The sequence below is a fragment of the Allobosea sp. UC22_33 genome (assembly GCF_042700715.1).
GTDB lineage: Bacteria > Pseudomonadota > Alphaproteobacteria > Rhizobiales > Beijerinckiaceae > Allobosea.
The window spans coordinates 3,594,649-3,613,634 of record NZ_CP170556.1; the positions used below are offsets into that span (position 1 = coordinate 3,594,649).

General features: G+C 60.9%; 27 protein-coding genes and 2 pseudogenes. 16 read left to right on the forward strand and 13 right to left on the reverse strand.

Going from position 1 to position 18,986, the window contains the following annotated elements; all coding sequences use genetic code 11:
* The 3 genes from ACFJGT_RS17495 to ACFJGT_RS17505 are packed head-to-tail and all read right to left on the reverse strand — an operon-like array spanning nucleotide 1 to nucleotide 1,554.
* Nucleotides 1-555: a CinA family protein gene (locus ACFJGT_RS17495; protein ID WP_377840186.1), complete on the reverse strand. Its 555-nt coding sequence runs from the start codon at nucleotides 553-555 to the stop codon at nucleotides 1-3.
* Nucleotides 556-585: 30 nt separating this feature from the next.
* The gene (locus ACFJGT_RS17500) at nucleotides 586-999 is read right to left on the reverse strand and encodes a low affinity iron permease family protein (protein WP_377840189.1); all 414 of its coding nucleotides are present in this window, start codon (nucleotides 997-999) and stop codon (nucleotides 586-588) included.
* Nucleotides 1,000-1,059: 60 nt separating this feature from the next.
* On the reverse strand, nucleotides 1,060-1,554 hold the full coding sequence (locus tag ACFJGT_RS17505; RefSeq protein ID WP_377840191.1) for a ferritin-like domain-containing protein: 495 nt from the start codon (nucleotides 1,552-1,554) through the stop codon (nucleotides 1,060-1,062).
* A 232-nt stretch (nucleotides 1,555-1,786) separates the two neighbouring features.
* On the opposite strand from ACFJGT_RS17505, the gene ACFJGT_RS17510 reads away from it, so the two are divergent.
* The 5 genes from ACFJGT_RS17510 (at nucleotide 1,787) to ACFJGT_RS17530 (ending at nucleotide 5,071) form a co-directional block, all read left to right on the forward strand.
* Nucleotides 1,787-2,026 (forward strand): hypothetical protein, encoded by a 240-nt coding sequence (locus tag ACFJGT_RS17510; protein WP_377840194.1) that lies wholly within the window; start codon nucleotides 1,787-1,789, stop codon nucleotides 2,024-2,026.
* A gap of 375 nt (nucleotides 2,027-2,401) precedes the next feature.
* On the forward strand, nucleotides 2,402-2,719 hold the full coding sequence (locus ACFJGT_RS17515) for a DUF1236 domain-containing protein (RefSeq protein ID WP_377840197.1): 318 nt from the start codon (nucleotides 2,402-2,404) through the stop codon (nucleotides 2,717-2,719).
* A 426-nt stretch (nucleotides 2,720-3,145) separates the two neighbouring features.
* On the forward strand, nucleotides 3,146-3,283 hold the full coding sequence (locus ACFJGT_RS17520) for a hypothetical protein (protein ID WP_377840199.1): 138 nt from the start codon (nucleotides 3,146-3,148) through the stop codon (nucleotides 3,281-3,283).
* Nucleotides 3,284-3,292: 9 nt separating this feature from the next.
* Nucleotides 3,293-4,165: a hypothetical protein gene (locus ACFJGT_RS17525; RefSeq protein WP_377840203.1), complete on the forward strand. Its 873-nt coding sequence runs from the start codon at nucleotides 3,293-3,295 to the stop codon at nucleotides 4,163-4,165.
* Between the two features lie 453 nt (nucleotides 4,166-4,618).
* Nucleotides 4,619-5,071, forward strand: a complete 453-nt coding sequence (locus ACFJGT_RS17530; protein ID WP_377840205.1) for a DUF1236 domain-containing protein — start codon at nucleotides 4,619-4,621, stop codon at nucleotides 5,069-5,071.
* A 1,228-nt stretch (nucleotides 5,072-6,299) separates the two neighbouring features.
* Here ACFJGT_RS17530 and ACFJGT_RS17535 read toward each other — a convergent pair.
* From ACFJGT_RS17535 to ACFJGT_RS17550, 4 genes are all read right to left on the reverse strand, one after another.
* Nucleotides 6,300-6,509 carry a hypothetical protein gene (locus ACFJGT_RS17535; protein WP_377840207.1) on the reverse strand — a complete coding sequence of 70 codons (210 nt, stop codon included), beginning with the start codon at nucleotides 6,507-6,509 and terminating at the stop codon, nucleotides 6,300-6,302.
* Nucleotides 6,510-6,983: 474 nt separating this feature from the next.
* Entirely contained in the window at nucleotides 6,984-7,232 is a 249-nt protein-coding gene (locus ACFJGT_RS17540; RefSeq protein ID WP_377840212.1) for a hypothetical protein, read from the reverse strand.
* Between the two features lie 981 nt (nucleotides 7,233-8,213).
* The gene (locus ACFJGT_RS17545) at nucleotides 8,214-8,438 is read right to left on the reverse strand and encodes a DUF6894 family protein (RefSeq protein WP_377840221.1); all 225 of its coding nucleotides are present in this window, start codon (nucleotides 8,436-8,438) and stop codon (nucleotides 8,214-8,216) included.
* Nucleotides 8,439-8,454: 16 nt separating this feature from the next.
* The gene (locus tag ACFJGT_RS17550; protein WP_377840223.1) at nucleotides 8,455-8,676 is read right to left on the reverse strand and encodes a hypothetical protein; all 222 of its coding nucleotides are present in this window, start codon (nucleotides 8,674-8,676) and stop codon (nucleotides 8,455-8,457) included.
* A 947-nt stretch (nucleotides 8,677-9,623) separates the two neighbouring features.
* Between ACFJGT_RS17550 and ACFJGT_RS17555 the strand changes: the two genes are divergently transcribed.
* Nucleotides 9,624-9,869: a PilZ domain-containing protein gene (locus ACFJGT_RS17555; RefSeq protein ID WP_377840226.1), complete on the forward strand. Its 246-nt coding sequence runs from the start codon at nucleotides 9,624-9,626 to the stop codon at nucleotides 9,867-9,869.
* A 50-nt stretch (nucleotides 9,870-9,919) separates the two neighbouring features.
* Here the strand turns inward: ACFJGT_RS17555 and ACFJGT_RS17560 are convergent, their stop codons facing one another.
* Nucleotides 9,920-10,093, reverse strand: coding sequence for a hypothetical protein (locus tag ACFJGT_RS17560; protein ID WP_377840228.1), 174 nt, complete (start codon nucleotides 10,091-10,093; stop codon nucleotides 9,920-9,922).
* Between the two features lie 145 nt (nucleotides 10,094-10,238).
* Here ACFJGT_RS17560 and ACFJGT_RS17565 point away from each other — a divergent pair.
* Nucleotides 10,239-10,426: pseudogene (locus ACFJGT_RS17565) on the forward strand (ATP-dependent DNA ligase); the annotation flags it as partial.
* 139 nt (nucleotides 10,427-10,565) lie between these two features.
* Here the strand turns inward: ACFJGT_RS17565 and ACFJGT_RS17570 are convergent.
* Entirely contained in the window at nucleotides 10,566-10,760 is a 195-nt protein-coding gene (locus ACFJGT_RS17570; RefSeq protein ID WP_377840230.1) for a hypothetical protein, read from the reverse strand.
* Between the two features lie 194 nt (nucleotides 10,761-10,954).
* Here ACFJGT_RS17570 and ACFJGT_RS17575 point away from each other — a divergent pair, with 194 nt between their 5' ends.
* The 7 genes from ACFJGT_RS17575 to ACFJGT_RS17605 all read left to right on the forward strand — a co-directional run bounded on the left by ACFJGT_RS17575 (nucleotide 10,955) and on the right by ACFJGT_RS17605 (nucleotide 13,862).
* Nucleotides 10,955-11,275 (forward strand): plasmid stabilization protein, encoded by a 321-nt coding sequence (locus ACFJGT_RS17575; RefSeq protein WP_377840232.1) that lies wholly within the window; start codon nucleotides 10,955-10,957, stop codon nucleotides 11,273-11,275.
* Between the two features lie 213 nt (nucleotides 11,276-11,488).
* Nucleotides 11,489-12,094 carry a peptidase S14 gene (locus ACFJGT_RS17580; protein ID WP_377840234.1) on the forward strand — a complete coding sequence of 202 codons (606 nt, stop codon included), beginning with the start codon at nucleotides 11,489-11,491 and terminating at the stop codon, nucleotides 12,092-12,094.
* A 268-nt stretch (nucleotides 12,095-12,362) separates the two neighbouring features.
* Nucleotides 12,363-12,728, forward strand: coding sequence for a DUF982 domain-containing protein (locus tag ACFJGT_RS17585; protein ID WP_377840236.1), 366 nt, complete (start codon nucleotides 12,363-12,365; stop codon nucleotides 12,726-12,728).
* 33 nt (nucleotides 12,729-12,761) lie between these two features.
* Nucleotides 12,762-12,920, forward strand: coding sequence for a hypothetical protein (locus ACFJGT_RS17590; RefSeq protein WP_377840238.1), 159 nt, complete (start codon nucleotides 12,762-12,764; stop codon nucleotides 12,918-12,920).
* 9 nt (nucleotides 12,921-12,929) lie between these two features.
* A complete protein-coding gene (locus tag ACFJGT_RS17595) occupies nucleotides 12,930-13,142 on the forward strand; it encodes a hypothetical protein (protein WP_377840240.1) in 213 nt (70 codons plus the stop codon).
* Between the two features lie 142 nt (nucleotides 13,143-13,284).
* Nucleotides 13,285-13,689, forward strand: a complete 405-nt coding sequence (locus ACFJGT_RS17600; RefSeq protein ID WP_377840243.1) for an OsmC family protein — start codon at nucleotides 13,285-13,287, stop codon at nucleotides 13,687-13,689.
* Nucleotides 13,686-13,862 (forward strand): hypothetical protein, encoded by a 177-nt coding sequence (locus ACFJGT_RS17605; RefSeq protein WP_377849007.1) that lies wholly within the window; start codon nucleotides 13,686-13,688, stop codon nucleotides 13,860-13,862. The genes ACFJGT_RS17600 and ACFJGT_RS17605 overlap by 4 nt, the downstream gene beginning before the upstream one ends.
* 156 nt (nucleotides 13,863-14,018) lie before the next feature.
* Here the strand turns inward: ACFJGT_RS17605 and ACFJGT_RS17610 are convergent, their stop codons facing one another.
* From ACFJGT_RS17610 to ACFJGT_RS17620, 3 genes are read right to left on the reverse strand one after another with little or no spacing between them, the layout of a single operon-like run.
* Nucleotides 14,019-14,372: a hypothetical protein gene (locus tag ACFJGT_RS17610; RefSeq protein ID WP_377840245.1), complete on the reverse strand. Its 354-nt coding sequence runs from the start codon at nucleotides 14,370-14,372 to the stop codon at nucleotides 14,019-14,021.
* Nucleotides 14,369-14,689: a hypothetical protein gene (locus tag ACFJGT_RS17615; protein ID WP_377840247.1), complete on the reverse strand. Its 321-nt coding sequence runs from the start codon at nucleotides 14,687-14,689 to the stop codon at nucleotides 14,369-14,371. The genes ACFJGT_RS17610 and ACFJGT_RS17615 overlap by 4 nt, the downstream gene beginning before the upstream one ends.
* Nucleotides 14,686-15,477, reverse strand: a complete 792-nt coding sequence (locus ACFJGT_RS17620) for an inositol monophosphatase family protein (RefSeq protein WP_377840250.1) — start codon at nucleotides 15,475-15,477, stop codon at nucleotides 14,686-14,688. The genes ACFJGT_RS17615 and ACFJGT_RS17620 overlap by 4 nt, the downstream gene beginning before the upstream one ends.
* A gap of 340 nt (nucleotides 15,478-15,817) precedes the next feature.
* On the opposite strand from ACFJGT_RS17620, the gene ACFJGT_RS17625 reads away from it, so the two are divergent.
* Nucleotides 15,818-16,090, forward strand: a complete 273-nt coding sequence (locus ACFJGT_RS17625) for a class I tRNA ligase family protein (RefSeq protein WP_377840252.1) — start codon at nucleotides 15,818-15,820, stop codon at nucleotides 16,088-16,090.
* Complete coding sequence (metG, locus tag ACFJGT_RS17630) at nucleotides 15,993-17,510, forward strand: methionine--tRNA ligase (RefSeq protein ID WP_377849009.1); 1,518 nt, start codon at nucleotides 15,993-15,995, stop codon at nucleotides 17,508-17,510. The genes ACFJGT_RS17625 and metG overlap by 98 nt, the downstream gene beginning before the upstream one ends.
* A 240-nt stretch (nucleotides 17,511-17,750) precedes the next feature.
* Here the strand turns inward: metG and ACFJGT_RS17635 are convergent.
* Nucleotides 17,751-18,981, reverse strand: a pseudogene (locus tag ACFJGT_RS17635) (MFS transporter).
* Nucleotides 18,982-18,986 lie beyond the last annotated feature (5 nt).

The following is an 18,986-nucleotide window of genomic DNA, read 5'->3' on the forward strand; positions in this document are numbered from 1 at the left end:
CTAATCTCCGAACAGCCTTCCGGCGCTTTCGTCGCCCAACTGCTGCAGCGCCAAGGCGAGCGTTACCGACACTGCTAACTGATCCAGCGTTGGAGGGGGCAGGCGCCCAAACTCGCAGTGCAGCGTGCGTGACCCTAGTTTGGTCGAACAGGCCATAATCACGCGGCCAATTGGGTTCCTGTCTTCATCCGCAGCATCGCCGGTCACGCCGGTAACCGCGAGTGAAATGGTGCCTGGAACTCGCTCTAAGGCGCCTTCTGCCATAGCCTGGGCCACTCGGCGATGAACGGCGGTATGGGTCCTCAAGAGATCAGCCGAAACACCTAACATCTTCGATTTGGCTTGCTTCGTGTAAGTCAGAAAGCCGCCTTCGAAGGCCCTAGCGGCTCCGAAGCAGCACGATAGTGTTTGCCCCAGCAACCCCGCAGTGCACGACTCGGCCGTAACGATGCGCTCCTGCCGTGCGAGGCAGATCGAGACCAAGCGCTCGGCCAGTACCTGGGCACGTTCGAGCTGAGCCAGATTTAGCCGATCGATGCTGGTGTTATCTGACATATCGATGATCCGCCGTAGATCAACGCCAGATCAGGAGCACTCAGGAGGGTTGCCCCGCGCCTTTGATGCGCGTGCGCAAAACTCCTCCCGAATCTTTTCGAGCTGGCTCTCGTCCAACTCCTCCAGATCCAGAAGCTCTTGCCGAGCACCATCCACCTTAGTGATCAGCTCGTCGAGCTTGATTTGCATCGCAGCCGTATCGCGGTTCTGGCTATTCTGGATAATGAAGACCATCAAAAAAGTGATGATCGTGGTCGACGTGTTGATGACCAGCTGCCACGTGTCATTGAACGCGAAAATCGGACCGGAGACGCCCCAAAGAAGAATTAGCGCTACGGCCGCGACGAAGGTGACCGGCTTGCCCGTCCAGGTCGATACCGCCTGCGCCATTCGTGTGAACAGGGACGCCTTGCTGCCTTTATGAACGATGTGCTCGTAACTCATAGCTATGACTGCTTTCTTCAGCGGTATGGCGCCACGCTCTCGCGCGACGCCAAGTGATAGTCAGGCCGCCTTCTTGTTGGTCGCAGTGAGGCCGAGCTGCGAAAGCAGCTTGTCGGTTTTGGTTTCCTCGCCGAGCGTCTGATCCAGCAGCGCCACTGCTTCTTGATGGCCGAGCTGCTGTGCCCAAGCCTTAAGCGTGCCGTAGCGCGCCATCTCGTAATGCTCGACAGCCTGCGCTGCGGCGACAAGGCCGGCATCGAGCGCCGGGCTGCCCTCGAACTCCTCGATGATGCCCTTGCCTTCTTCGATGATGCCCAGGATTGCGTCGCAGGTTTTCCCGCGCGGCGCCTTGCCGATGAGTTCGAAGACCTCTGTGAGACGCTCCACATGACCTTCGGTCTCGTCGCGATGCGTCTCGAAGGCCTTTTTGAGCTCGGGCGACTGGGCCGCCTTGGCCATCTTCGGCAGGGTCCTGAGGATCTGCTTCTCTGCGTAGTAAATGTCCTTCAGCGTATCCAGGAACAGATCATCGAGCGTCTTTTCTTGTGCGACCATTGCACATCCTCCAGTTGGTGATGGCCGTCAAACCGTCTCGGAGTGACCGAGTTCCAGCAGGCCGATCCAGCCCACAACGCAATGCCCAACCAGTCATATTTTATTGCGGCACGAGCCTGTTAGGACTTGTTGCCGACCTGCTAGTCGCGCGCGGCCCCCATTTCTGCGGACGGGAACCTTGCTGTTGCAGCGCGTCCAGAATGCGCGAGTTCTGCGAACCGAAGGGCGAACGATGACCAAACCCAACCCGTTTGCCATCCTTGAGGACCCGAAGGAAATTGCACGAGCAGAGAGGGCGACGGAAATTGCCTGGAGTTACGTCGAAGGCGGCATTCCCTCTGCGGAGCGAGAACGGCAACGCAGGCGGATGGTGTATGTGGTCGTGTCGCTTGCAATTGAGCGATCGGGCGACCCGACCGAACTCGCGCATAGAGCGATCCGTCGCTTTCAGGAACGGCAAATCCGCCGCTGAAATCGCAGCGTAGCTAATGTCACAGCCACCATTTGAAGACCGACATGAGGTGCCATATCGGGGCAAGCGCGCCAAACGGCCGATGAGCTGACGACAGGCACAATCCCTGGGCTGCGCCATCTCAAAAAAATGGCTCGACCGAAGTGCGAGTTTCGATCGAGCCGGCCCATTCTGAGCGACGCTAAGGCGGTGCCATGCCTCAGATATTAGAAAGCTTCTAAAAGCGTAGCAGTTCCCGCAAATTACGCGAATCCTTTCAACGCTATAGCCGCTGGAATACAGCGCTTCCTTTAATTAGAAGAATTTGGAACAGGCACCTCGGCGGATGAGTTTCAGACTCATCGCACAATCGTGTGCGCAAGCGGAGGAACCAACATGAACCGTACTATTCTCGGAATGGTCGCTGCGTCCGCTCTCGTCGCGAGCTCGGCTGCGTTTGCTCAGAGCACGACCGTCACGATCAGCCAGCCCGAACGAACCAAGATTAGGGAATACGTGGTCAAGGAAAAGGTGAAGCCGGTCATGATCAAGGAGAAGGTCACGGTCGGCGCTACCCTTCCCGCCGACGTTGAGCTTCGTACGGCACCCGCCGATTGGGGCACGAGCGTCAGCAAATACAGCTACGTCTATACCGACAACCACGTCGTGCTGGTCGAGCCTTCCAGCCGGAAGATCATTCAGATCATCGAGTGATCGACGCAATCGAAGCCGGGCTCAGCCCCGGCTTCTTTATTTAGGCAAAGGTGCCGCGCTAGGCGCTGCCTCTCGCCAAAGGATTGAATTATGGATCGCAGATCATTCATTCTGACGTTATTCGGAGCGTCCATTGCTGCCGCTAGCGGCAGCGCTCTCGCCATTCAGCCCGCAAGCTCTGCGACGCTGGCGCCGGATGTCGTCGAGGTGATCGATTCAGCTGACGCTGAATTCTCGCAATACCATGGTCACAGGCCGGTGCGCCGCGGCCCGCCGCCACATGCCCACGGGCGAGGCCCTAGACACTATTGGCGTCACCGGCGCGGGCCTCCGCCCGGTTACTATCGCCGCCGGCATCGCCGATATCGCCACCATCGCTGGTGATCGACCGCTCCGCCGCCGGGGATCGGCGGAGCATTTTGTATCATGACGGACCCGGAAACTGTCCGCGACAGACAGTTGCAACAGAGCTGTATCAAGGAGGCGACCATGAACGGTGTCATTTATATCGTCGGCTTAATCGTGGTGGTCCTGGCCATCCTGTCGTTCCTCGGTCTTCGATAGGAATTCGCCATGTCCATGTCTGGAACAGACGTCGTCGTCGCTCCCGTGACTGTCAACAAGGAGAACCGCTCCTATGTGCATTGGGGCCCAATCCTCGGCGGCGCGGTCATCGCGACGGCCATCTCGACCATCATGACGGTCTTCGGCTCGGCGATCGGCCTGTCCATGGTCTCCGCCGATTTCGAGAAGAGCTCCAGCGCAACGGCGTTGGCCGTCTCCGCTGGGCTTTGGGCGCTCTGGGTCATGGCCTCGGCGACCATGGCCGGCGGCTATCTCGCTGGGCGGATGCGCCAGCCGAGCTTCGATGCGAATGGCGAGGAGCGCAAGGTGCGCGACGCTACCCATGGCTTGCTCGTATGGGCGACCGGGGCACTTCTGATCACCGTCGTCGCGACATCGTCGCTGTTCGGCGCAGCCAAGACCGCGGTCAGCGGCGTCGCCAATGCAAGCTCGGGCGTGGCCTCGCTCGTTTCGCAGAATGTCGATCCGCTCGCGATGGCGCTCGACAATGTCATGCGCGCCAGCGGTCAGCAGCCGCCAACCGCCCAGGAGCGTGACGAAGCCTCCCGGATCTTCGTTAGCGCGTTAAAGAATGGTAAGATCGAGCAGACCGACCGGGATTATCTGGCCTCCCGGCTCGCCGCGCGGTCCGGCATCAGCGAACAGGATGCGCAGAAGCGTATCGACGACGCTTATGCCCGCCTCTCGCAGGCCAAGGAAACCGCCAAGCAGGCGGCCGAGCGTGCACGCAAGATAGCAGTCCTGACCGCCTTCCTGACCGCGGCTGCACTGCTAGTGGGAGCGGCTGCGGCGGCTTGGGCGGCAACGCTCGGCGGCGAGCATCGCGACGAGAACCTGCGGATCGATCCATCCCAGATTTAGTACCTGAAACGTTGTTCGATACCGGTAGTTTCATCGGCCTGTCTTGCCAGACAGAAGTCCTCGGACTGCCCCATTGGCCTGAGCTAGCGGGGCTTTTCGTTCCCCCTCCATCCGCGGCCCGTCAGGGCGACCGGAGCGAGCCTCCGGAGGCTGAGTTAGACCTTCTGAGTATCGACTACTGTTGAGCTTCGCCCTCGCACTGGCGAGGCGCTCCCGACGTTTTAGTTCCCGCTCAACGGCGTCGCGGATAAAATCTGTGCGGGTTTGGGTTACTGACAGCGTCGCATCAATGCGGCCGAATGTGCCAGACGGAAACTCTCATCGTGCCTGTGCTGGTAGTCCGGCGACGTTAAGCCGGCGACTGAAGCCTGCCGCCCACTCCGGCATTCGAAGGAACACTGCTCGGCTCGCTTCAGTTTTACTCTCAACTGGGGTCAATCAGGAGATCGACCGATGCGTAAGATCATTCTTGTTGCTGCCGTCGCGATGCTTCCGGCCCTCGCCTATGCGCAAGGTGCGGGTGGTTCAGGATCCGGCGGTGCTGGGGGCGGAGCGGCCGGCGGGGCCGCCGGTAGCTCGGCGGGTGGAGCCGTCGGCGGCTCTTCCGGTAGCGGAGGGCCGGCTGCCAGCGACGGAGGAACGTCGGTATCCAGCGGCGGCGGCGATGCAAGCGCCATCTCCGCGGAGATGATGCCGCGTTTCCGCACCTATGTTATGACGAACGAGGTCCCGTCCTACACCTACGGCGAGAGCGCTCGCGTCGGCGCTATCTTGCCCGAAAGCGGCGTCACATATCGGGCAGTCCCGACCGAGTTCGGGGCGGGGACGTATCGGTACACGGTCGTTAATGGAACGCCCGTGGTCGTCGAGCCCACCACCAGGCGCATCGTACAGGTTATTCAGTAGCCCGCCTTCGCAGATAGCCCCGTCAGCGCCGCTGGCGGGGCTTTTTTCATTGCGCCTACGGTCGGGGTGCCGAGCCCATTATGTCGCCTTCGTCGTTCCAAATGAGCTGGCGAAGCATTGAGCACTGGTCCAAGAGTGTGACCAGCAGCTCGAGCGCTCAACGAGGAGGATCTGATCGAGAAAGGCTAGAGCGCTATTGGCAGCGGTGAAGCTCTGCTTCCGGTCCCATATTGCGCGACTTGTTCGGGAACGTACGCTAGGTTGCAACGTTTGGATGTCTACAATCTGATCTGCAGGCGATCATCCGGGTTAGGCTGTGCATTGGATACTCAAAATGTTGGCGGTGATCCTGCTCGCGGGCGCGGGGTCGATTGGCAGCTGGCTGGTGCTGCAAGGGCAAAGCCGCACTAAGACCGCCTCTCAGTGTGAGGCAATGCCATTGCTTCAACCGGAAGTTCCTCCGAAAGAATTTTGCGACTGCTACGTCGATAAGATCGATTCAGTTTGGAACCGCCTCTATCGAGCGGCGCAACCGCAAGAGAGGCGCAGGCTTGCAGTCCGAAGCATAATCTACGAATGCACCGCTACCGCCCTGAGAGCCCGAGCAACAGGGCCGAGGGAACGTCGGCCGCCTTAATTGTCAGCAGGCCTCTGGGTTCCGGTTATTCCTCGAACCGCGTCAGCATCTTCCCGCTGGTCGTGGCGAAGTGGCACTCGTCCTCGTAATGGACCGGCGAGCCGTCTTCCAGCGTATACGATGTAAGCGATGACCCCGGCCAATCCCGCCAGACTATGATATTCACGAGATTGCCGTCCTCGTCCTGACATTTCTCGGTGTAGAGGGCCCGCTTAACGGGTCTTGGCCTCCGAGCGGGCTGGGGGGCTCTCCAGATCGCAACCATGGCGACACCTCACGCTACGCACTCACTGAGCATTCAACCGTGTGCAAAGAACAGCGTTCCATCAGAACCAAGCTCAGTCGCAGGCGTTGGAGATCCACGATGCCTTGCCGGAGCCTCCCTGTGGAATTTGTTCTTCTCTGCGCCTTCGTCAGCACGGGAATGGTGATCGCGGCAGGAATTGGGTGGCAGGTAGGGCAGCGCACGTCTCCTCGACCTCATGCACTGAGACGGGCCGTTGCAGAGGGCGCACGATCGGTCTTGTCACAGCCCCGGAAGGGTTCAGCAACGCTGAGCGCGATCGGGGTTGGGCCCTTCTCACTTTTGGCTCAGGGGGATGGGGATTTTCGGGCTCCAAGGATGAATAGATGATTTTGCGCTTCGCGGCTCAAGTTGACGGTAGCGCCTAATTTCCGCGCCATGCGCTCGGCGGCCTCGATTGTGTCGAACAAGTCTGTTGATTGACCGTAGCCTGCACCGGTCACATCGCGTGCGACCCATTCCTTTCCGGCCTGGTGCACGGTGAGCACTTGCGTCATTTTATGGAGTTCCACTTCGAATCTCGAACGACCTTGAGCTTAGGTTGTTCCGCTTGGCTCCCATTCATCAGTTCGAATGAAGCCGGAACGATTCTGGACACGGCCCGTGCGGGACTCGTTCAGTTGTGGAGTTAAGCGCTGACGACCCATTCAGCTCCTGTGGTGGCGATCCTCCCGCTTCGGGACACTAGGCAGGACGAAGACCGGGGAACCGCTAAAAAGTATGCGCGTTCCATTGGCCATTCTTGCCAAACAGAAATCCTCAGCCTGCCCCGTCAGCCTAGGCTGGCGGGCTTTTTCGTCTCGCTAGAATGTCGGCAACAGTCTATAGCTGACATTCCGGCCCACGATCTGTACGTGCCGCAGTGGGCGACTGTCGTCGGCGCCTTGATTGTCCCGCTGGCAGCGCATCGAAACGCACTAGGCGTGAACAGGTAGCAGACCTTCGTTCTCGGACCGCAAGCGTCGAAACCGTCACCCTTTAAGCAGGCTTTCGTCGGACGAGGCGTCAGAGCCGCCTGTGTCGACGATGCCGAACTGCCTGGATTGGACCCCCTCTCCCGCGAGGTCGAAGCCCTCGGCCGTCAACCCCCGCCGCAGGAGTTCCCGCACGGCAGCCGCGCGACTTGGCATGCGTTTGGCGAAACGCCAGTTCTCAATTGCGCGCAGCTCATCTTGGGAGAGCATTATCTGAAGGCGTTCGCCTCGGTCGTCGGTCGGCATGCGTCCTTAATCGCATTGATAGAGGGTTCTTAGACAATATCAGCCCTATCTAAGCCGGTGCAAGATGCGCGGTCGCGCCGCCCCCCTACGGAAGGGAAACGCTGTCGAACCGTCGCGTTACTCCTCCGGCAAACACGGAATACTTGGCCCGTCAGCTCCGGTTGGTGGGGCCTTTTTGTTTTCCCGCTGCTCTTGTCACTTCGAGCGGATCGCTTAGATTTTAGGCGGTTTTTGGCGCTCAAAGGAGGGCGATATGCCATTCTCATCGCTCACGGACCCCGTTGAGCTTGCGCGGGCACAGGCTGCGTTGGATGCGGCTTGGACGGAAATCAAGTCGACACTACCGGATTGCGATCCGGAACAAGCCCGTGCGCGGCTTGCCTATATCATCGCGCCCCTCGTCGCCGTCGCGGAAGACGAAGACGACCTGACCCGACGCGCTGTTGCTCGATACAGAAGCTCCGAGATTTAGCGACAGGCTGACTGTCAGCGCGTCAGCATTTGACGGATGGCGTTGCGAGCAGCAAGGCGCGTAGTCCCCGCGCGCCCATCTTGCTTTCCACTAGCGCTTCCGCCATCGAGCAAGGCGCCAAGCTAGCCCCCGAAAGCCAAACTGCGGCGGACGTTGCATGTCTGCCTGAGCGGCCTGCGTTGCCTTCGCTAACTTATAATGTTTCTCGGCCTCGGGCGTGAGTGAGACGCGCCCGCCGAGACGGCGGCCCATCCGTTCGGCTGCTTCTACAACGAAAACGATGTCTTCTGAATGAGCATATTCCGCGCCTGTGACATCACGAAAGCCCCATCCGGAACCGATCCTACCAACCGTCAAGATCTGTGCCATTGCGTCTCCTCAGCGAGACGGCAGAAAACCGCGCCAGGGCGCTATATGCTCGTTGGGGTGTCCGACTTTTAGTGCCATGCCATCAACGCCTGCAGTAAAGCCTTCCGGCCTCCGTCGCCCCATACGTGGCGGCGGAGGTTTCAGTTCACTTCGCTTGCAGCAAATGAAAATCTGGCCTGGTAAATAACCCGACCCTCCGTTTCCACGGTCATCGACATCTCAGATGCATCCGCATCCACCAGCGCATCGTGGGCGGCTTCTGCTAAGGCTTTTCTCGCTTCCTGCCGCGCGGCCTTGTCATCAGGGCATTCAATCTCGACGGCATGGTCACCGGTGTTGCTGGTGATAAAGCGATACAAGGGCATGTCGGCCTCCCTAGCGCTATTGCCATGAGGTAGCGTCATCGTGAGCCTCGTCCCACTCCATGATGGCCCGGACGAGCCTCGCCAGTTCATCGGCTTGTGGTGTTCCCTCGGGATAATCCGCCAGCTCACGAACGCGCTCGGTCGCTGCGTCGTACTCGTCAAGCGTGGCGATACGATAGGCACTTCGTTCCCGCGAGCCGCGCGGCTTCAGAGGCGTCGTAACGTGTTCGAATGGCATGGCTGCGTCTCCCTTAATTCGCAGCCAACTGCCCGAGAGCACTCGCGGTTCCTGCCCTACCTAGTTGGTCCTTGAGGGGCAGCCTGATGGCATCCTTACGGCAGCCAACAAGCTCTCCAGCTCCTCTAGCGCGCTCTCGCCCAGGAAAATCTCGAACTCCTCCCCCCGCCGCGTTTGGCCAATGACCAGACCGCCGCCGACATCCTCCCGAACTATCACTTCAGAGATGGTCGCTAGATCGATCCGCATCTTTCCCTCCGTTCGCAGGCGGTGCAGCCTCGCAGCTAAACCAGCATCCCTCAACCGGGCTTGGCGGAACGATTCCGGCCACAGTCCGTTGGCGACTCGTTTCGTTGCGTGGGTTGACCTGACGGGCAAGCCGGCAACCGAAGTATGGTGGACCTTTGCTTCGAAGACCCCGCCGACGCCCCCCCGCAACATCGCCTAGTTATCCCCAAAGCGAGCGGAAGCTAAAAATGAATGCTTCTGGTTCACCTTTTTTACAGAGGATTGGCCCGAGAAGGCGTCTCAATCGCTATGCCTATCTCGCTTCTCTCAGATTCTAATGTTCGAGCCGAGCTGCAGGCTGCGGTTGACTATGTTTGGGGACGGGTGGCTCGGCTGATCGCGCCGGATGAACAGCCATCGGAACACGCTAGGCTCGTATATAATGCCCTGTGGCTTGCCTTCCGCGAGGGGGCGGACGATCCGCTAGCGGAACGGTTGCTTCACCGGTTTTTCGACCGTTGAGACGCGCTGGGATGAGCGCAGCACGGGGCTATTACCGGCTGGCGATATGAGAGTGATAAACACCACCATGGCGACCATCCCAATAAGGAAGAGCCAAATACACAAATCTTCGCGCGCAGGCATGGCCTAACCCTCCTACCGCACCAATAGAGCTGTATCGGATTGCCGTGCGCTAACCTGAGATAGATTGGCTTATATTGAACCCATGGTCACGTGCCCATAGTCGTCAACGGATGGTCGAAATGGCCAAGCTGACCACAGAAGCCGGTGCTGTCTATAGCTGCATAATCCGAGACGTCTCCCAAGGTGGCGCTATGTTGCGAGTTCCGGCAGGCGCGGAAATTTGTGGCCGCGTGCTGGTCAGTGCGAAAATTATTGGCCACCAAGTGCCTGCGCAGGTGAAATGGCGCGACGACACTTCTATCGGCATCGCATTCGATTAGCCTTTGCCGGCTGGAGCTGCCGCGTCGTCGGTTTTAACCGGTAGCTGCGCTCAGGCGATACGCTTCGTGCGCTTCATAAAGTCCGTCAGGCTTGCAAGTGTCCGTCGATACTTCCGCAAGTTGTCTTCCGACGGGTCCGCTCTCCAGCGCTCGCGGGCGGCCGTGCAAGCGGCATTCAGGGCCTCTATCAGCACAATTTCTGATTTCGCGAGAAGCTCGTACATTTCCCTTCCTGCCTGAAATCGCGATGGCTTCGGATGCGGTGGCCCGGAGTCGATCGAAAACGTTCTCGGAACCCTCTAGCCCCCCATCCGTTCGCAAAGTGTTGCGTTGTGGAGTTGCGTTGTGCTGGCGGTGCAACCGCATGCGTCGATCTGCCTGAGCGAGGAGATCGACGCCGAGGGCTCCGCGTTTCTGAAGCACGCCTGCGAGCTAGGAGTGGAAGGCATCATCGCCAAGCGCCGATCGACTCCCACCGATCAGGCCGGGGCGGCGACTGGCTCAAGATCAAATGCATCCAGTCGGAGAGCTTCGCCATCATCGGCTATGAGCCGTCTCATCCCATTCTCTGATTTCGCCGACTAGGCGCTGATGTTCCTCGCTCAGAATAGGTTAGAGCGTCGCTCAGGTGCGGCTGCCCGATGGACGGCGGCTTGATACTAATTATCGCTGGCAATGCTCAAGGGAGCCTCCTTGTCATTCGCCGGGCCCCGCAGCGGGCTTCTCACCCGGCTTCACTGGCGGCGGCGACTTGTCAGCGTCACCAGTGTCCTTACCGGCGTTGGGGTCGATCGAGACGCCGCTTAACGAATCCTGATCGGGCGCACCTTGGATTGATCGAACCTTCTGCTGCTCTTCGGGGGAAAGCTTATTGCCCTGTCCATCACGCATCGGAACCTCCATTGCTGCCCCCGTTTGGTTGAACGGGGTGCTTGGCTGTCAGTTCCGCCTGATTTTTGCCGCCCGGCTTCTGACCGGCCAGCCTGCTCGGGCATACGCTGCTGGTAGCCGAGGAACTCAGCGAGCAGATCGAGGTTTCGGGCTTATGCGCTTAGGCCGGCTGGGTGAATGAAAGGAGTTATCCAATGCCTCGCGGTGACAAATCGAAATATACCGACAAGCAAGAGCGCAAGGCGGACCATATCGCCGAGGGCTACGAAAAGCGGGGCGTCTCAGAAAAGGAGGCTGAGCGGCGCGCTTGGGCTACGGTCAACAAGGACGATGGCGGAGGCAAGAAGGCCGGCGGCTCTGGCCGAGGTAAGAGCACGGGCCATCCAGCAGCGCATAAGGGTGGAGAAAAGGGCGGTGAGGCGTCCGGGTCCAGGACGGCAGTTGAGCGCTCCGCATCCGCGAAGAAGGCAGCGGAAACTCGGAAACGAAACGCTGAGCATCGCGCTCATCAATAATTGTCTAACGGAGCTTCTCACTGTTCAATGGCAGGCTCCCAGTTGTCTGCGGCAGGCGGCCTGCCGGCCGCCCGACCATGGGATCGAAGCGAACGCTGCCTTTCGAGTGTTCCGTGTTAGCCGCTAGTCCCGCTGGCGCTGCTCAACCCACCCAGCGGAACAGACGCACGAGCAATCGAGTTTCCAGGCACCCTAAGCATTTAAGGTCCCTCTATGAGCCTGCCATCGAACTCGAACGAAGCTCAGTCCCATCTCTTCCGGCCATTGCAGCCCCATGATTTCATGAACCCGCCGATCCTGCTGGCGGGCACCGTGGATAACGTCATGTATGCGTTCTTCCGCGATCGACTGATGACGGCTCCACTGGAAGGCATCGTCGTAATCGAGCTCAGTACTCTCGGCGGCGACCCCGAAGTCGCGCGCATGATGGGAGAGGACATTCGGTTCCACAGCGAGCAAGAGCCGAACCGTCGTTTCGTCTTCCTCGGCAAGGCGGCGATCTACTCTGCCGGCGCGACCTTCATGAGCTTTTTCGCTCGACCAAACCGCTACCTAACACGGGGCACCCGCCTCATGATCCACGAGCGCAAGTTGCAGGCCAATGTCCTCCTAGACGGACCGCTAACCATGTGCATCGCGAATCTCAAAGCGAAACTGAACGAGATCGAGCACTCCATTCAGATCCAGAACGAGGGCTTTCAGAACCTCATCGCGGGCTCGTCCGTCACTATGGAACAGGTGCTGCGGTTAGCACCTGAAAATTGGTATATCGAAGCAAACGAGGCTCAAAAACTAGGCCTGATCGAGGGCGTTATATAAGCCCTGCTGCCCTTCGCATTGAGCGATCCACAGGCTGCGCTTGTCGATGGTTGATGAGGCGAAGGGCCGCCGCGAGCAGGCATGCTGGCACGATAGCTTCGCTTTTCAAGCACCACTCCACATAAGTCGCAGAGCGATTCATTTCGTGAGAGAGCATGTCTTGGAAATCGCCATGCGGCAGGAGCCTGGCCAGCGCTCTCTGCAGCTCAGGCCCTGTAGGTGGACGCGTGCGCCAGTTCGTGGTGACGACCGAAAAGTCAGGGGAAGTATGGAACATGAAAGGCTCCGCGCTCGGCGGAGCGAGAACGCCCATCGTCCGCAAAAGGTTTCCGATAGTTTGCGCTTTGAACTTCAGTCGGAACGATTCTGCAGCCTGCGGCGTATTGGCATTATGCCGCTGCATTGGTTCTCATCGCCGGTCTATGTCGCCACGCCGAAGGCCGGCGAATGCTTCGCCGTGTTCAACGTCGAGCGAGCGGCGGAATTTCTCTTGTCGTGGAAAGGTCATGGCGGGGATCACGCGTGGCAAAGCGCGGTGCTCTCGTGCATGGCCGCGATGAAGGGGCAAGGGTCAACTGCTGCCGCACGGTCGGCGTTTGAAACCGCCGCTCGTTCCAGCGGAATGCTGCTTTAGCGGAAGCGTTCGATCCGAAAAATGGAGCATTTCATGATGATCGAGGATGAGGACCGGTATCAGCAAGCTGTCGCGCGGTTGAAGTCGCTCGCCGATGTGCCTGACGACGAACGCGACAAAGCCGCCTTCCTCGATATATCCGCTGCAATGGTGGCCTACGAAACGAGTCTGACCGCGCCTGTCGAAAAATAGGAGGGACTGGTGTTTTCATTCCTCTCGCCCAGCCGTGCAACCGACGCGGATCCCCGGCGCGCCATCGTTCGATGCGTCGACGACTATGAGAGAGCAGCCCAGCGTGTGACTGAACTCGGCATCCCAGCAGCGGGCTCACCTGAGGAGATCGAGATGATCAGCCTCATCGAAGCTATCGAAAAGTGGGAAGCCCGGCACGACGACGATGAGGGTTGGGTGTAAAGCCCAACGCTCCCACTTGGGACAGCCAGCAAACTGCGGCATGCTTCGTTCCAGGGACTGCGGAAGATGCGGACGCGGCCTTGGTATTCCGGGTTTCATAGCGCATCCCTCCTTTACGACTGTCGCTAGAGGTTTTCGGACGATGGGAACCGTCACCGTTGAACTTCGCAACGTCGCGGGGACTGAGGCTGCGCTGGGCTGGGCCGGCAACCACACCGTCATAATAGATCGGCCAGAGGGAAAGGCCGGTGGCATGGGTTTCGGCTTCAACGGTGCGCAGATGCTTGCGCTCGCCCTCGGGGGGTGCTTCTGCAATGACCTGCGATATGTGGCTCAGGAGTTGGGCGTCAGCATTCGCAGCCTAGCTGTCTCGGTGACGGTGTCCCTGGAGGGCGCGCCCCTGCTCACGACTTCCGCGTCAATGTCGGTAGCTTGCGAGCTGACTGACGGAACCGATCCTCGCCTGCTCATCGAAAAGGCGAAGGAAAGCTGCATGGTCAGCAACTCGCTCCGCAAAGGCATTCCCGTTTTGATCGAAGCGGCATAGGCCGATTTTTTCAGCGGGCGCTACCGAGCCGCAAAGAGGCCGGATGGATCAAGCCCCCTCTGGTGGCCGAGGTCGTGTTTCGCGTCTGGACCGAGGACGGCAAGTTGCGGCACGCTTCCTTCAAAGGGCTGCGCGAGGAGGCCGACGCCGACGCTATCAACGAATTGCTGTAGCTGCGACAATCTGTCCATATCGCCGCAGGATCGTTCAGTAGCGTTCACGGGCAGGCGCGAGAAAAGTTGGCCTTTCTGATGGCCTCGAATGGAAAACATCAAAGGACACCGCTTTTATTTCAGCTACTTATGCCAAATTTCAAAGTCCCTCTCCCGCTACCATCGCCCCCCCGACCGTTTCGTCGGGAAGTGGGCACCTCCGATGAGTGCCGACAATTCGCCAAGCACATCGATCTGCGGCGCTTCGCCAGTCGGCGCGGGCTGGATCGTTACGGTCCTGATCAGGTCGCGCAGCGCGGCCTTGGCTTCGCCGCCCTGCTCCTCGCCTGCCGCGACAGCCACCTCGAGGCGCTCGATCGACGCGAGGTAGTGCCTCACCGTCGCCGGGTGCAGCGTCACGATCTGCGGCGGCTGTTCGGCGGCCGCAAGCTCGGCGCGCAGCCGGTCGCGCTCGGCTTTCAGAGGCGGCAGCTCGCGCTCAAGCGCGTCCTCCTCGATCAGGCCCTTCACATAGGCGCGATAGACGCGCTCGTGCTCGCGCTCGGCAGCGGCGAGATATCCGGAATCATGATCGCCATCATTCCAGCCGCCGCCGAACGGGCGCCCTTTTGGCCGCGTTTCAATGCAAGGCAATGTTTCGACGCAAGTGTCAGCCGTTCTGACGTCAGCAAATAGAGATCTGGAGCAGGCTTACTGGTCTCGTAGCTGCCATCGGTGCCGATGTGGCGAAATTGCTCCGTCGGCGAGTACCGGGCGAGATGATGCTGCACGCCGTGATGGAAGGACGAGGTCGGGCTGACGCTGGCCTCGCACCCGATGACGTTCACGCCAATACGGCCATAAGCTCTCGAAAGATCGAAGGGGCGCTGAACATGACTTCACCGCCAAAGAGATCGGGGGGAATGGTGGTCGGAACGACCTCAAGGTTGCCCCGTTGAGCTCCGGCTTCTTTCGCGATGAGGCCCGCTGCCGCTACGTCCCAGGGAAACAGCGTTTCCGTATGAGCATCGAGACGTCCCATGGCGACATAGGCGATGTCGAGCACGGGCGAGGCGGACCGTCGAACATCCTGGCAGCATTGCAAAAGAGTCCTCATCCGTCGCAAGGGCCTCTCGATGTCGGACGTGTCATGCGGAAAGCCCGTGCTCACCACAGACCGGATGAGACCATTCGGCGCCGACGTCCTGATTGGCGCGCCATTTAGGGTTGCGCCGCCGTCCTTTGTCGCCACGAAGGTTTCAGCCAATGCCGGCGCATGTACGCATCCCGCCATCACGACACCATCAAGCGCAAACGCAACGGAGATGCCGAAATAAGGGTGGCCCCTGACGTAATTTGCAGTCCCGTCGATTGGATCAACGATCCATAGCGGTCCAGAGTAGTCGCAGGTGCCAGTTTGGGCGTCTTCTTCAGAAAGAATGCGGTGATCGGGAAATGCGGCGCGTATCGTTGCCGAAATAATGCGATCTGACGCAAGGTCGGCAGCGCTGACGACATCGGATACCCCCTTGTCGCGCACATCCGTTCGATAAGAACCCCAATGCCCTACAACTGCACGGCCAGCATCGATCGCAGCCCGCTGCGCAACCGCTTTGACACCGTCGAGGTCGATCACGTTCGCCGCCCGCATTTGGTTCGCTCGGTCGCAACATCCGCTCGGTTCAGGGCGTAGCGAGATGAGGGGGACTCCGCAACGGGACTGAAAGCGGACAGGGCCTCTAGCGAACGCGGAGCTCCCTTGATCGCTGGGAGCGAGCACGATAATCATTCCTGATGCGTCCGGTTTTCGCCCACATCCCGCGAATGACCAGGCCCGACCGCACGAGGTCCGGCCGGAGAGGGTGACGCGCGTCAGCGCGATAGAGGCAAGAGCGCCGAACCCAGCCCTTCCGTGCCGCGCGGGAGGGCTTTTTCATTAGCGGGTTCGGTGCATCCTCTCGAAGTGGACGCTCCCCATGTCACGCCGCATCCTCATTACCAGTGCGCTGCCCTATGTCAGCGGCGCCAAACACCTCGGCAATCTCATCGGCTCCCTCCTGCCTGCCGACGTTCACGCTCGCTTCCACCGCCAGATCGGCAGCGAGGTGCTCTTCATCTGCGCGACCGACGAGCACGGTACCCCCCACCGAGATCGCAGCCGCCCGAGCCGGTGTCGGCCCCCGCGATTTCTGCGATCGCGAGCACGACCGTCAGGCCGACGTATATCGCCGTTTCGGGCTGAGCTTTGACTATTTCGGCCGCTCGTCTTCCCACAGCAACCATGCGCTCACTCAGCATTTCTACCGCCAGCTCGATGCGGCTGGGCTGATCGACGAGCGGATCGTGCCGCAAGTCTGGTCGCCCACGGACGGGCGTTACTTGCCCGACCGCTACGTGCTGGGCACCTGTCCTCACTGCGGCGCGGCCGAGGCTCGAGGCGATCAGTGTGACACCTGCGGCACCTTACTCGACCCGGTCGACCTGATCGGGCCACGCTCGGCCCTCTCCGGCGACGCCCGGCTAGAGCTACGTGAGAGCCGCCATCTGTTCTTGCGCCAGTCGGCGCTCGTCGATCGGCTGAACGGTTGGCTGGATACGCGTTCGGGCTGGCCGCCCTTCGTCGTTTCCCTCGCCCGAAGCTGGCTGACCGCTGACCTGAAGGACCGCTGTATCACCCGCGATCTCGCCTGGGGCGTCCCGGTGCCGCGGCCGGGCTTCGAGGGCAAGGTCTTTTACGTCTGGTTCGACGCACCGATCGCATACATTGCCGCCACGCAGGACTGGGCCGACACCCGAGGCCGCGACTGGCGGGAATGGTGGTGGGGTGATGCCGCATGCGCAAGTCGCTACATTCAGTTCCTCGGCAAGGACAACGTGCCGTTCCACACCGTCAGTTTCCCGGGCACCTTGCTCGGCTCCGGAGAGCCCTGGCGCACGGTCGACGTGGTTAAGGGGTTCCATTGGCTCACGCATGAGGGCGGCAAATTCTCGACGAGCCAAGGGCGCGGCCTGTCCTGCGAGGCGGCGCTCAACGCTCTTCCTTCCGACTTATGGCGCTGGTGGCTGATCGCGAACGCGCCCGAAAGCGCAGATGTCGACTTCCGGGCGACGCGGTTCGCGGCGGACGTAAACAAGGACCTCGCCGATGTGTTCGGCAACCTTGTCCAGCGAGTGACGCGCTTCACGCAGAAAGCCTTCGACGGACGCGTACCCGAAGGTGGCGAGCTGGGTGGGGCCGAGCGCGCGCTCGCCGCGACAGTCAAGGAGCGTGTGGCGGCGATCCGCGCCCATCACGAGGCGAGGGAGTTTCGACACGCAGCAGCGGAGACCCGCGCGCTCTGGTCGGCTGCGAACGCCTATGTTCAGGCTGCGGCTCCATGGTCCAAGCTACGGGAAAACCGCCTCGGTGCAGCAGTTGCGACCCGTACCGCTCTCCGCCTCATCGAAATCTGCGCCACGGTGGCTTGGAGCATCATTCCAAACCTTGCGACCTCGGCCATCGCCGCGGTCGGTGGAACGGTGGGCGCATGCTCGCCGGCGTGGCCGGATGATATCGAGGGTCAGCTTCTCCTTGGTCGAAGCGTAGGAACTGTCCTTCCGGAAGCATTCGAACCAGTGGCGAAATTTGACGCCGAACACGTGCATCTCTCGGCCTATGAGGAGAGATAGCGGCTGCCGCCGGAAATTCTACACGGTCGGTGGTGGGGCAGGAGTCGACGTCTTGCTCCAAGCCACCAGTGTCCGCTTCCGGGCAAGGCGCTAATGTCGGGTTGGGGCGCATTTCATCCGGAGGATGAGGGTGGTGGTGCCTAGATGCTGGATAGGTGTTCCCAGCGCTCGAGGCTCGATGCGTGCCCACGTTCTTCCGGTTGAAGACCGCAGCTTACATTCTCTCCGCAAGAAATTTCTTTAGGACGTCGGCGCATCTGCGGAGGGTGCAGAGGCGCGCTGCACACGGCGCGCGCGGACTTGGTTAGCGCCCTGCAAGGCGACGGCGGCGGCACTCAAGACGATCCCGAGCGCGACCACGCCGGGCCAGCCGGCAGCCTGCCAGGCATAGCTCGCAGTCGCCGACCCGAAGGCGCCGCCGAGGAACATCGCACCCATCAGGATGGTGTTCAGGCGCGCCCGCGCTTCCGGCCGCAGCGCAAAGACGATGTGCTGGTTGGAGACCAATGCGGACTGCATGCCGAAATCAAGCAACATGACGCCGACTACGAGCCCGGCAATCGACGTCCATAACCCGAAGACCAGCCAGGACGACAACGTCACGACGGCGCCCAGCGCAACCACGGGAGCAGCCCCCTTGGAGTCCGCGACACGGCCGGCGAGCGGCGCCGCGAGGATTCCGACCGCGCCGACGATCCCGAACAGGCCCGCGATATCGGCGCCGAGGCCGAAGGGTGGCGCCTGCAGGCGGAACGCAAGGACGGTCCAGAAGGCCGTGAAGGCCGCAAAGAGCAGAGCCTGCGTCAGCGCCGCCAGTCGCAGGGCTGGGAATTCGCGCCACAGATGCAGCATCGAATGCAGCAGGCGACCATAGCCGAGCTTGGAATCCGGTCTGCTGTGCGGGAGCGTCAGCATCATCAGGGCCCCGGCTCCCAGCGCCATCGGCACGCCGAGCCAGAACATCTCGCGCCAGCCGCCATGCGTCGCCACGAAGCCGGCCAGCGTGCGGCTGAGCAGGATGCCGGTCAGGATTCCCGCGAGGATCGTGCCGACCGTGGCGCCGCGCCGCTCCGGCGCCGAGAGATGGGCGGCCAGCGGCACGATCTGCTGGGCGACCGTCGCAGCGAGGCCGACGAGGAGCGAGGCGAGCACCAGCAGGGCCGCGCCCGGCGCCACAGCTGCCAGAACAAGCGCCACCGCCAGCACCCCGAACTGAATGACGATGAGACGCCTGCGTTCGACGATGTCGCCGAGCGGCACCAACAGGAAGAGTTCCTGCGGCGTATCCGAGCTGCGTCGCCGTTGGAATCAGCCCTGACAGCGAGCCGGGCAGTTCCGCCTCGATCAGGCCGAGCATCGGCTGGTTGTAGTAGATGTTGGCGACTGCGATGCCGGCTGCGGCTGACATCGCATAAATCAACATGCTGCCGCTGCGAGGCGGGATTGCATCCGGCCTGACGGGCTTGTCCATAGTCT

Coding starts and splice junctions, on each gene's coding strand:
- ACFJGT_RS17515 (WP_377840197.1), top strand. CDS start 2,402: ATGAACCGTACTATTCTCGGAATGGTCGCTGCGTCCGCTCTCGTCGCG.
- ACFJGT_RS17540 (WP_377840212.1), bottom strand. CDS start 7,232: ATGCCGACCGACGACCGAGGCGAACGCCTTCAGATAATGCTCTCCCAA.
- ACFJGT_RS17525 (WP_377840203.1), top strand. CDS start 3,293: ATGTCCATGTCTGGAACAGACGTCGTCGTCGCTCCCGTGACTGTCAAC.
- ACFJGT_RS17585 (WP_377840236.1), top strand. CDS start 12,363: ATGGAACATGAAAGGCTCCGCGCTCGGCGGAGCGAGAACGCCCATCGT.
- ACFJGT_RS17570 (WP_377840230.1), bottom strand. CDS start 10,760: ATGCGTGATGGACAGGGCAATAAGCTTTCCCCCGAAGAGCAGCAGAAG.
- ACFJGT_RS17575 (WP_377840232.1), top strand. CDS start 10,955: ATGCCTCGCGGTGACAAATCGAAATATACCGACAAGCAAGAGCGCAAG.
- ACFJGT_RS17580 (WP_377840234.1), top strand. CDS start 11,489: ATGAGCCTGCCATCGAACTCGAACGAAGCTCAGTCCCATCTCTTCCGG.
- ACFJGT_RS17500 (WP_377840189.1), bottom strand. CDS start 999: ATGAGTTACGAGCACATCGTTCATAAAGGCAGCAAGGCGTCCCTGTTC.
- ACFJGT_RS17520 (WP_377840199.1), top strand. CDS start 3,146: ATGACGGACCCGGAAACTGTCCGCGACAGACAGTTGCAACAGAGCTGT.
- ACFJGT_RS17545 (WP_377840221.1), bottom strand. CDS start 8,438: ATGCCCTTGTATCGCTTTATCACCAGCAACACCGGTGACCATGCCGTC.
- ACFJGT_RS17510 (WP_377840194.1), top strand. CDS start 1,787: ATGACCAAACCCAACCCGTTTGCCATCCTTGAGGACCCGAAGGAAATT.
- ACFJGT_RS17625 (WP_377840252.1), top strand. CDS start 15,818: ATGTCACGCCGCATCCTCATTACCAGTGCGCTGCCCTATGTCAGCGGC.
- ACFJGT_RS17560 (WP_377840228.1), bottom strand. CDS start 10,093: ATGTACGAGCTTCTCGCGAAATCAGAAATTGTGCTGATAGAGGCCCTG.
- ACFJGT_RS17530 (WP_377840205.1), top strand. CDS start 4,619: ATGCGTAAGATCATTCTTGTTGCTGCCGTCGCGATGCTTCCGGCCCTC.
- ACFJGT_RS17600 (WP_377840243.1), top strand. CDS start 13,285: ATGGGAACCGTCACCGTTGAACTTCGCAACGTCGCGGGGACTGAGGCT.
- ACFJGT_RS17505 (WP_377840191.1), bottom strand. CDS start 1,554: ATGGTCGCACAAGAAAAGACGCTCGATGATCTGTTCCTGGATACGCTG.
- ACFJGT_RS17535 (WP_377840207.1), bottom strand. CDS start 6,509: ATGACGCAAGTGCTCACCGTGCACCAGGCCGGAAAGGAATGGGTCGCA.
- ACFJGT_RS17590 (WP_377840238.1), top strand. CDS start 12,762: ATGATGATCGAGGATGAGGACCGGTATCAGCAAGCTGTCGCGCGGTTG.
- ACFJGT_RS17495 (WP_377840186.1), bottom strand. CDS start 555: ATGTCAGATAACACCAGCATCGATCGGCTAAATCTGGCTCAGCTCGAA.
- ACFJGT_RS17550 (WP_377840223.1), bottom strand. CDS start 8,676: ATGCCATTCGAACACGTTACGACGCCTCTGAAGCCGCGCGGCTCGCGG.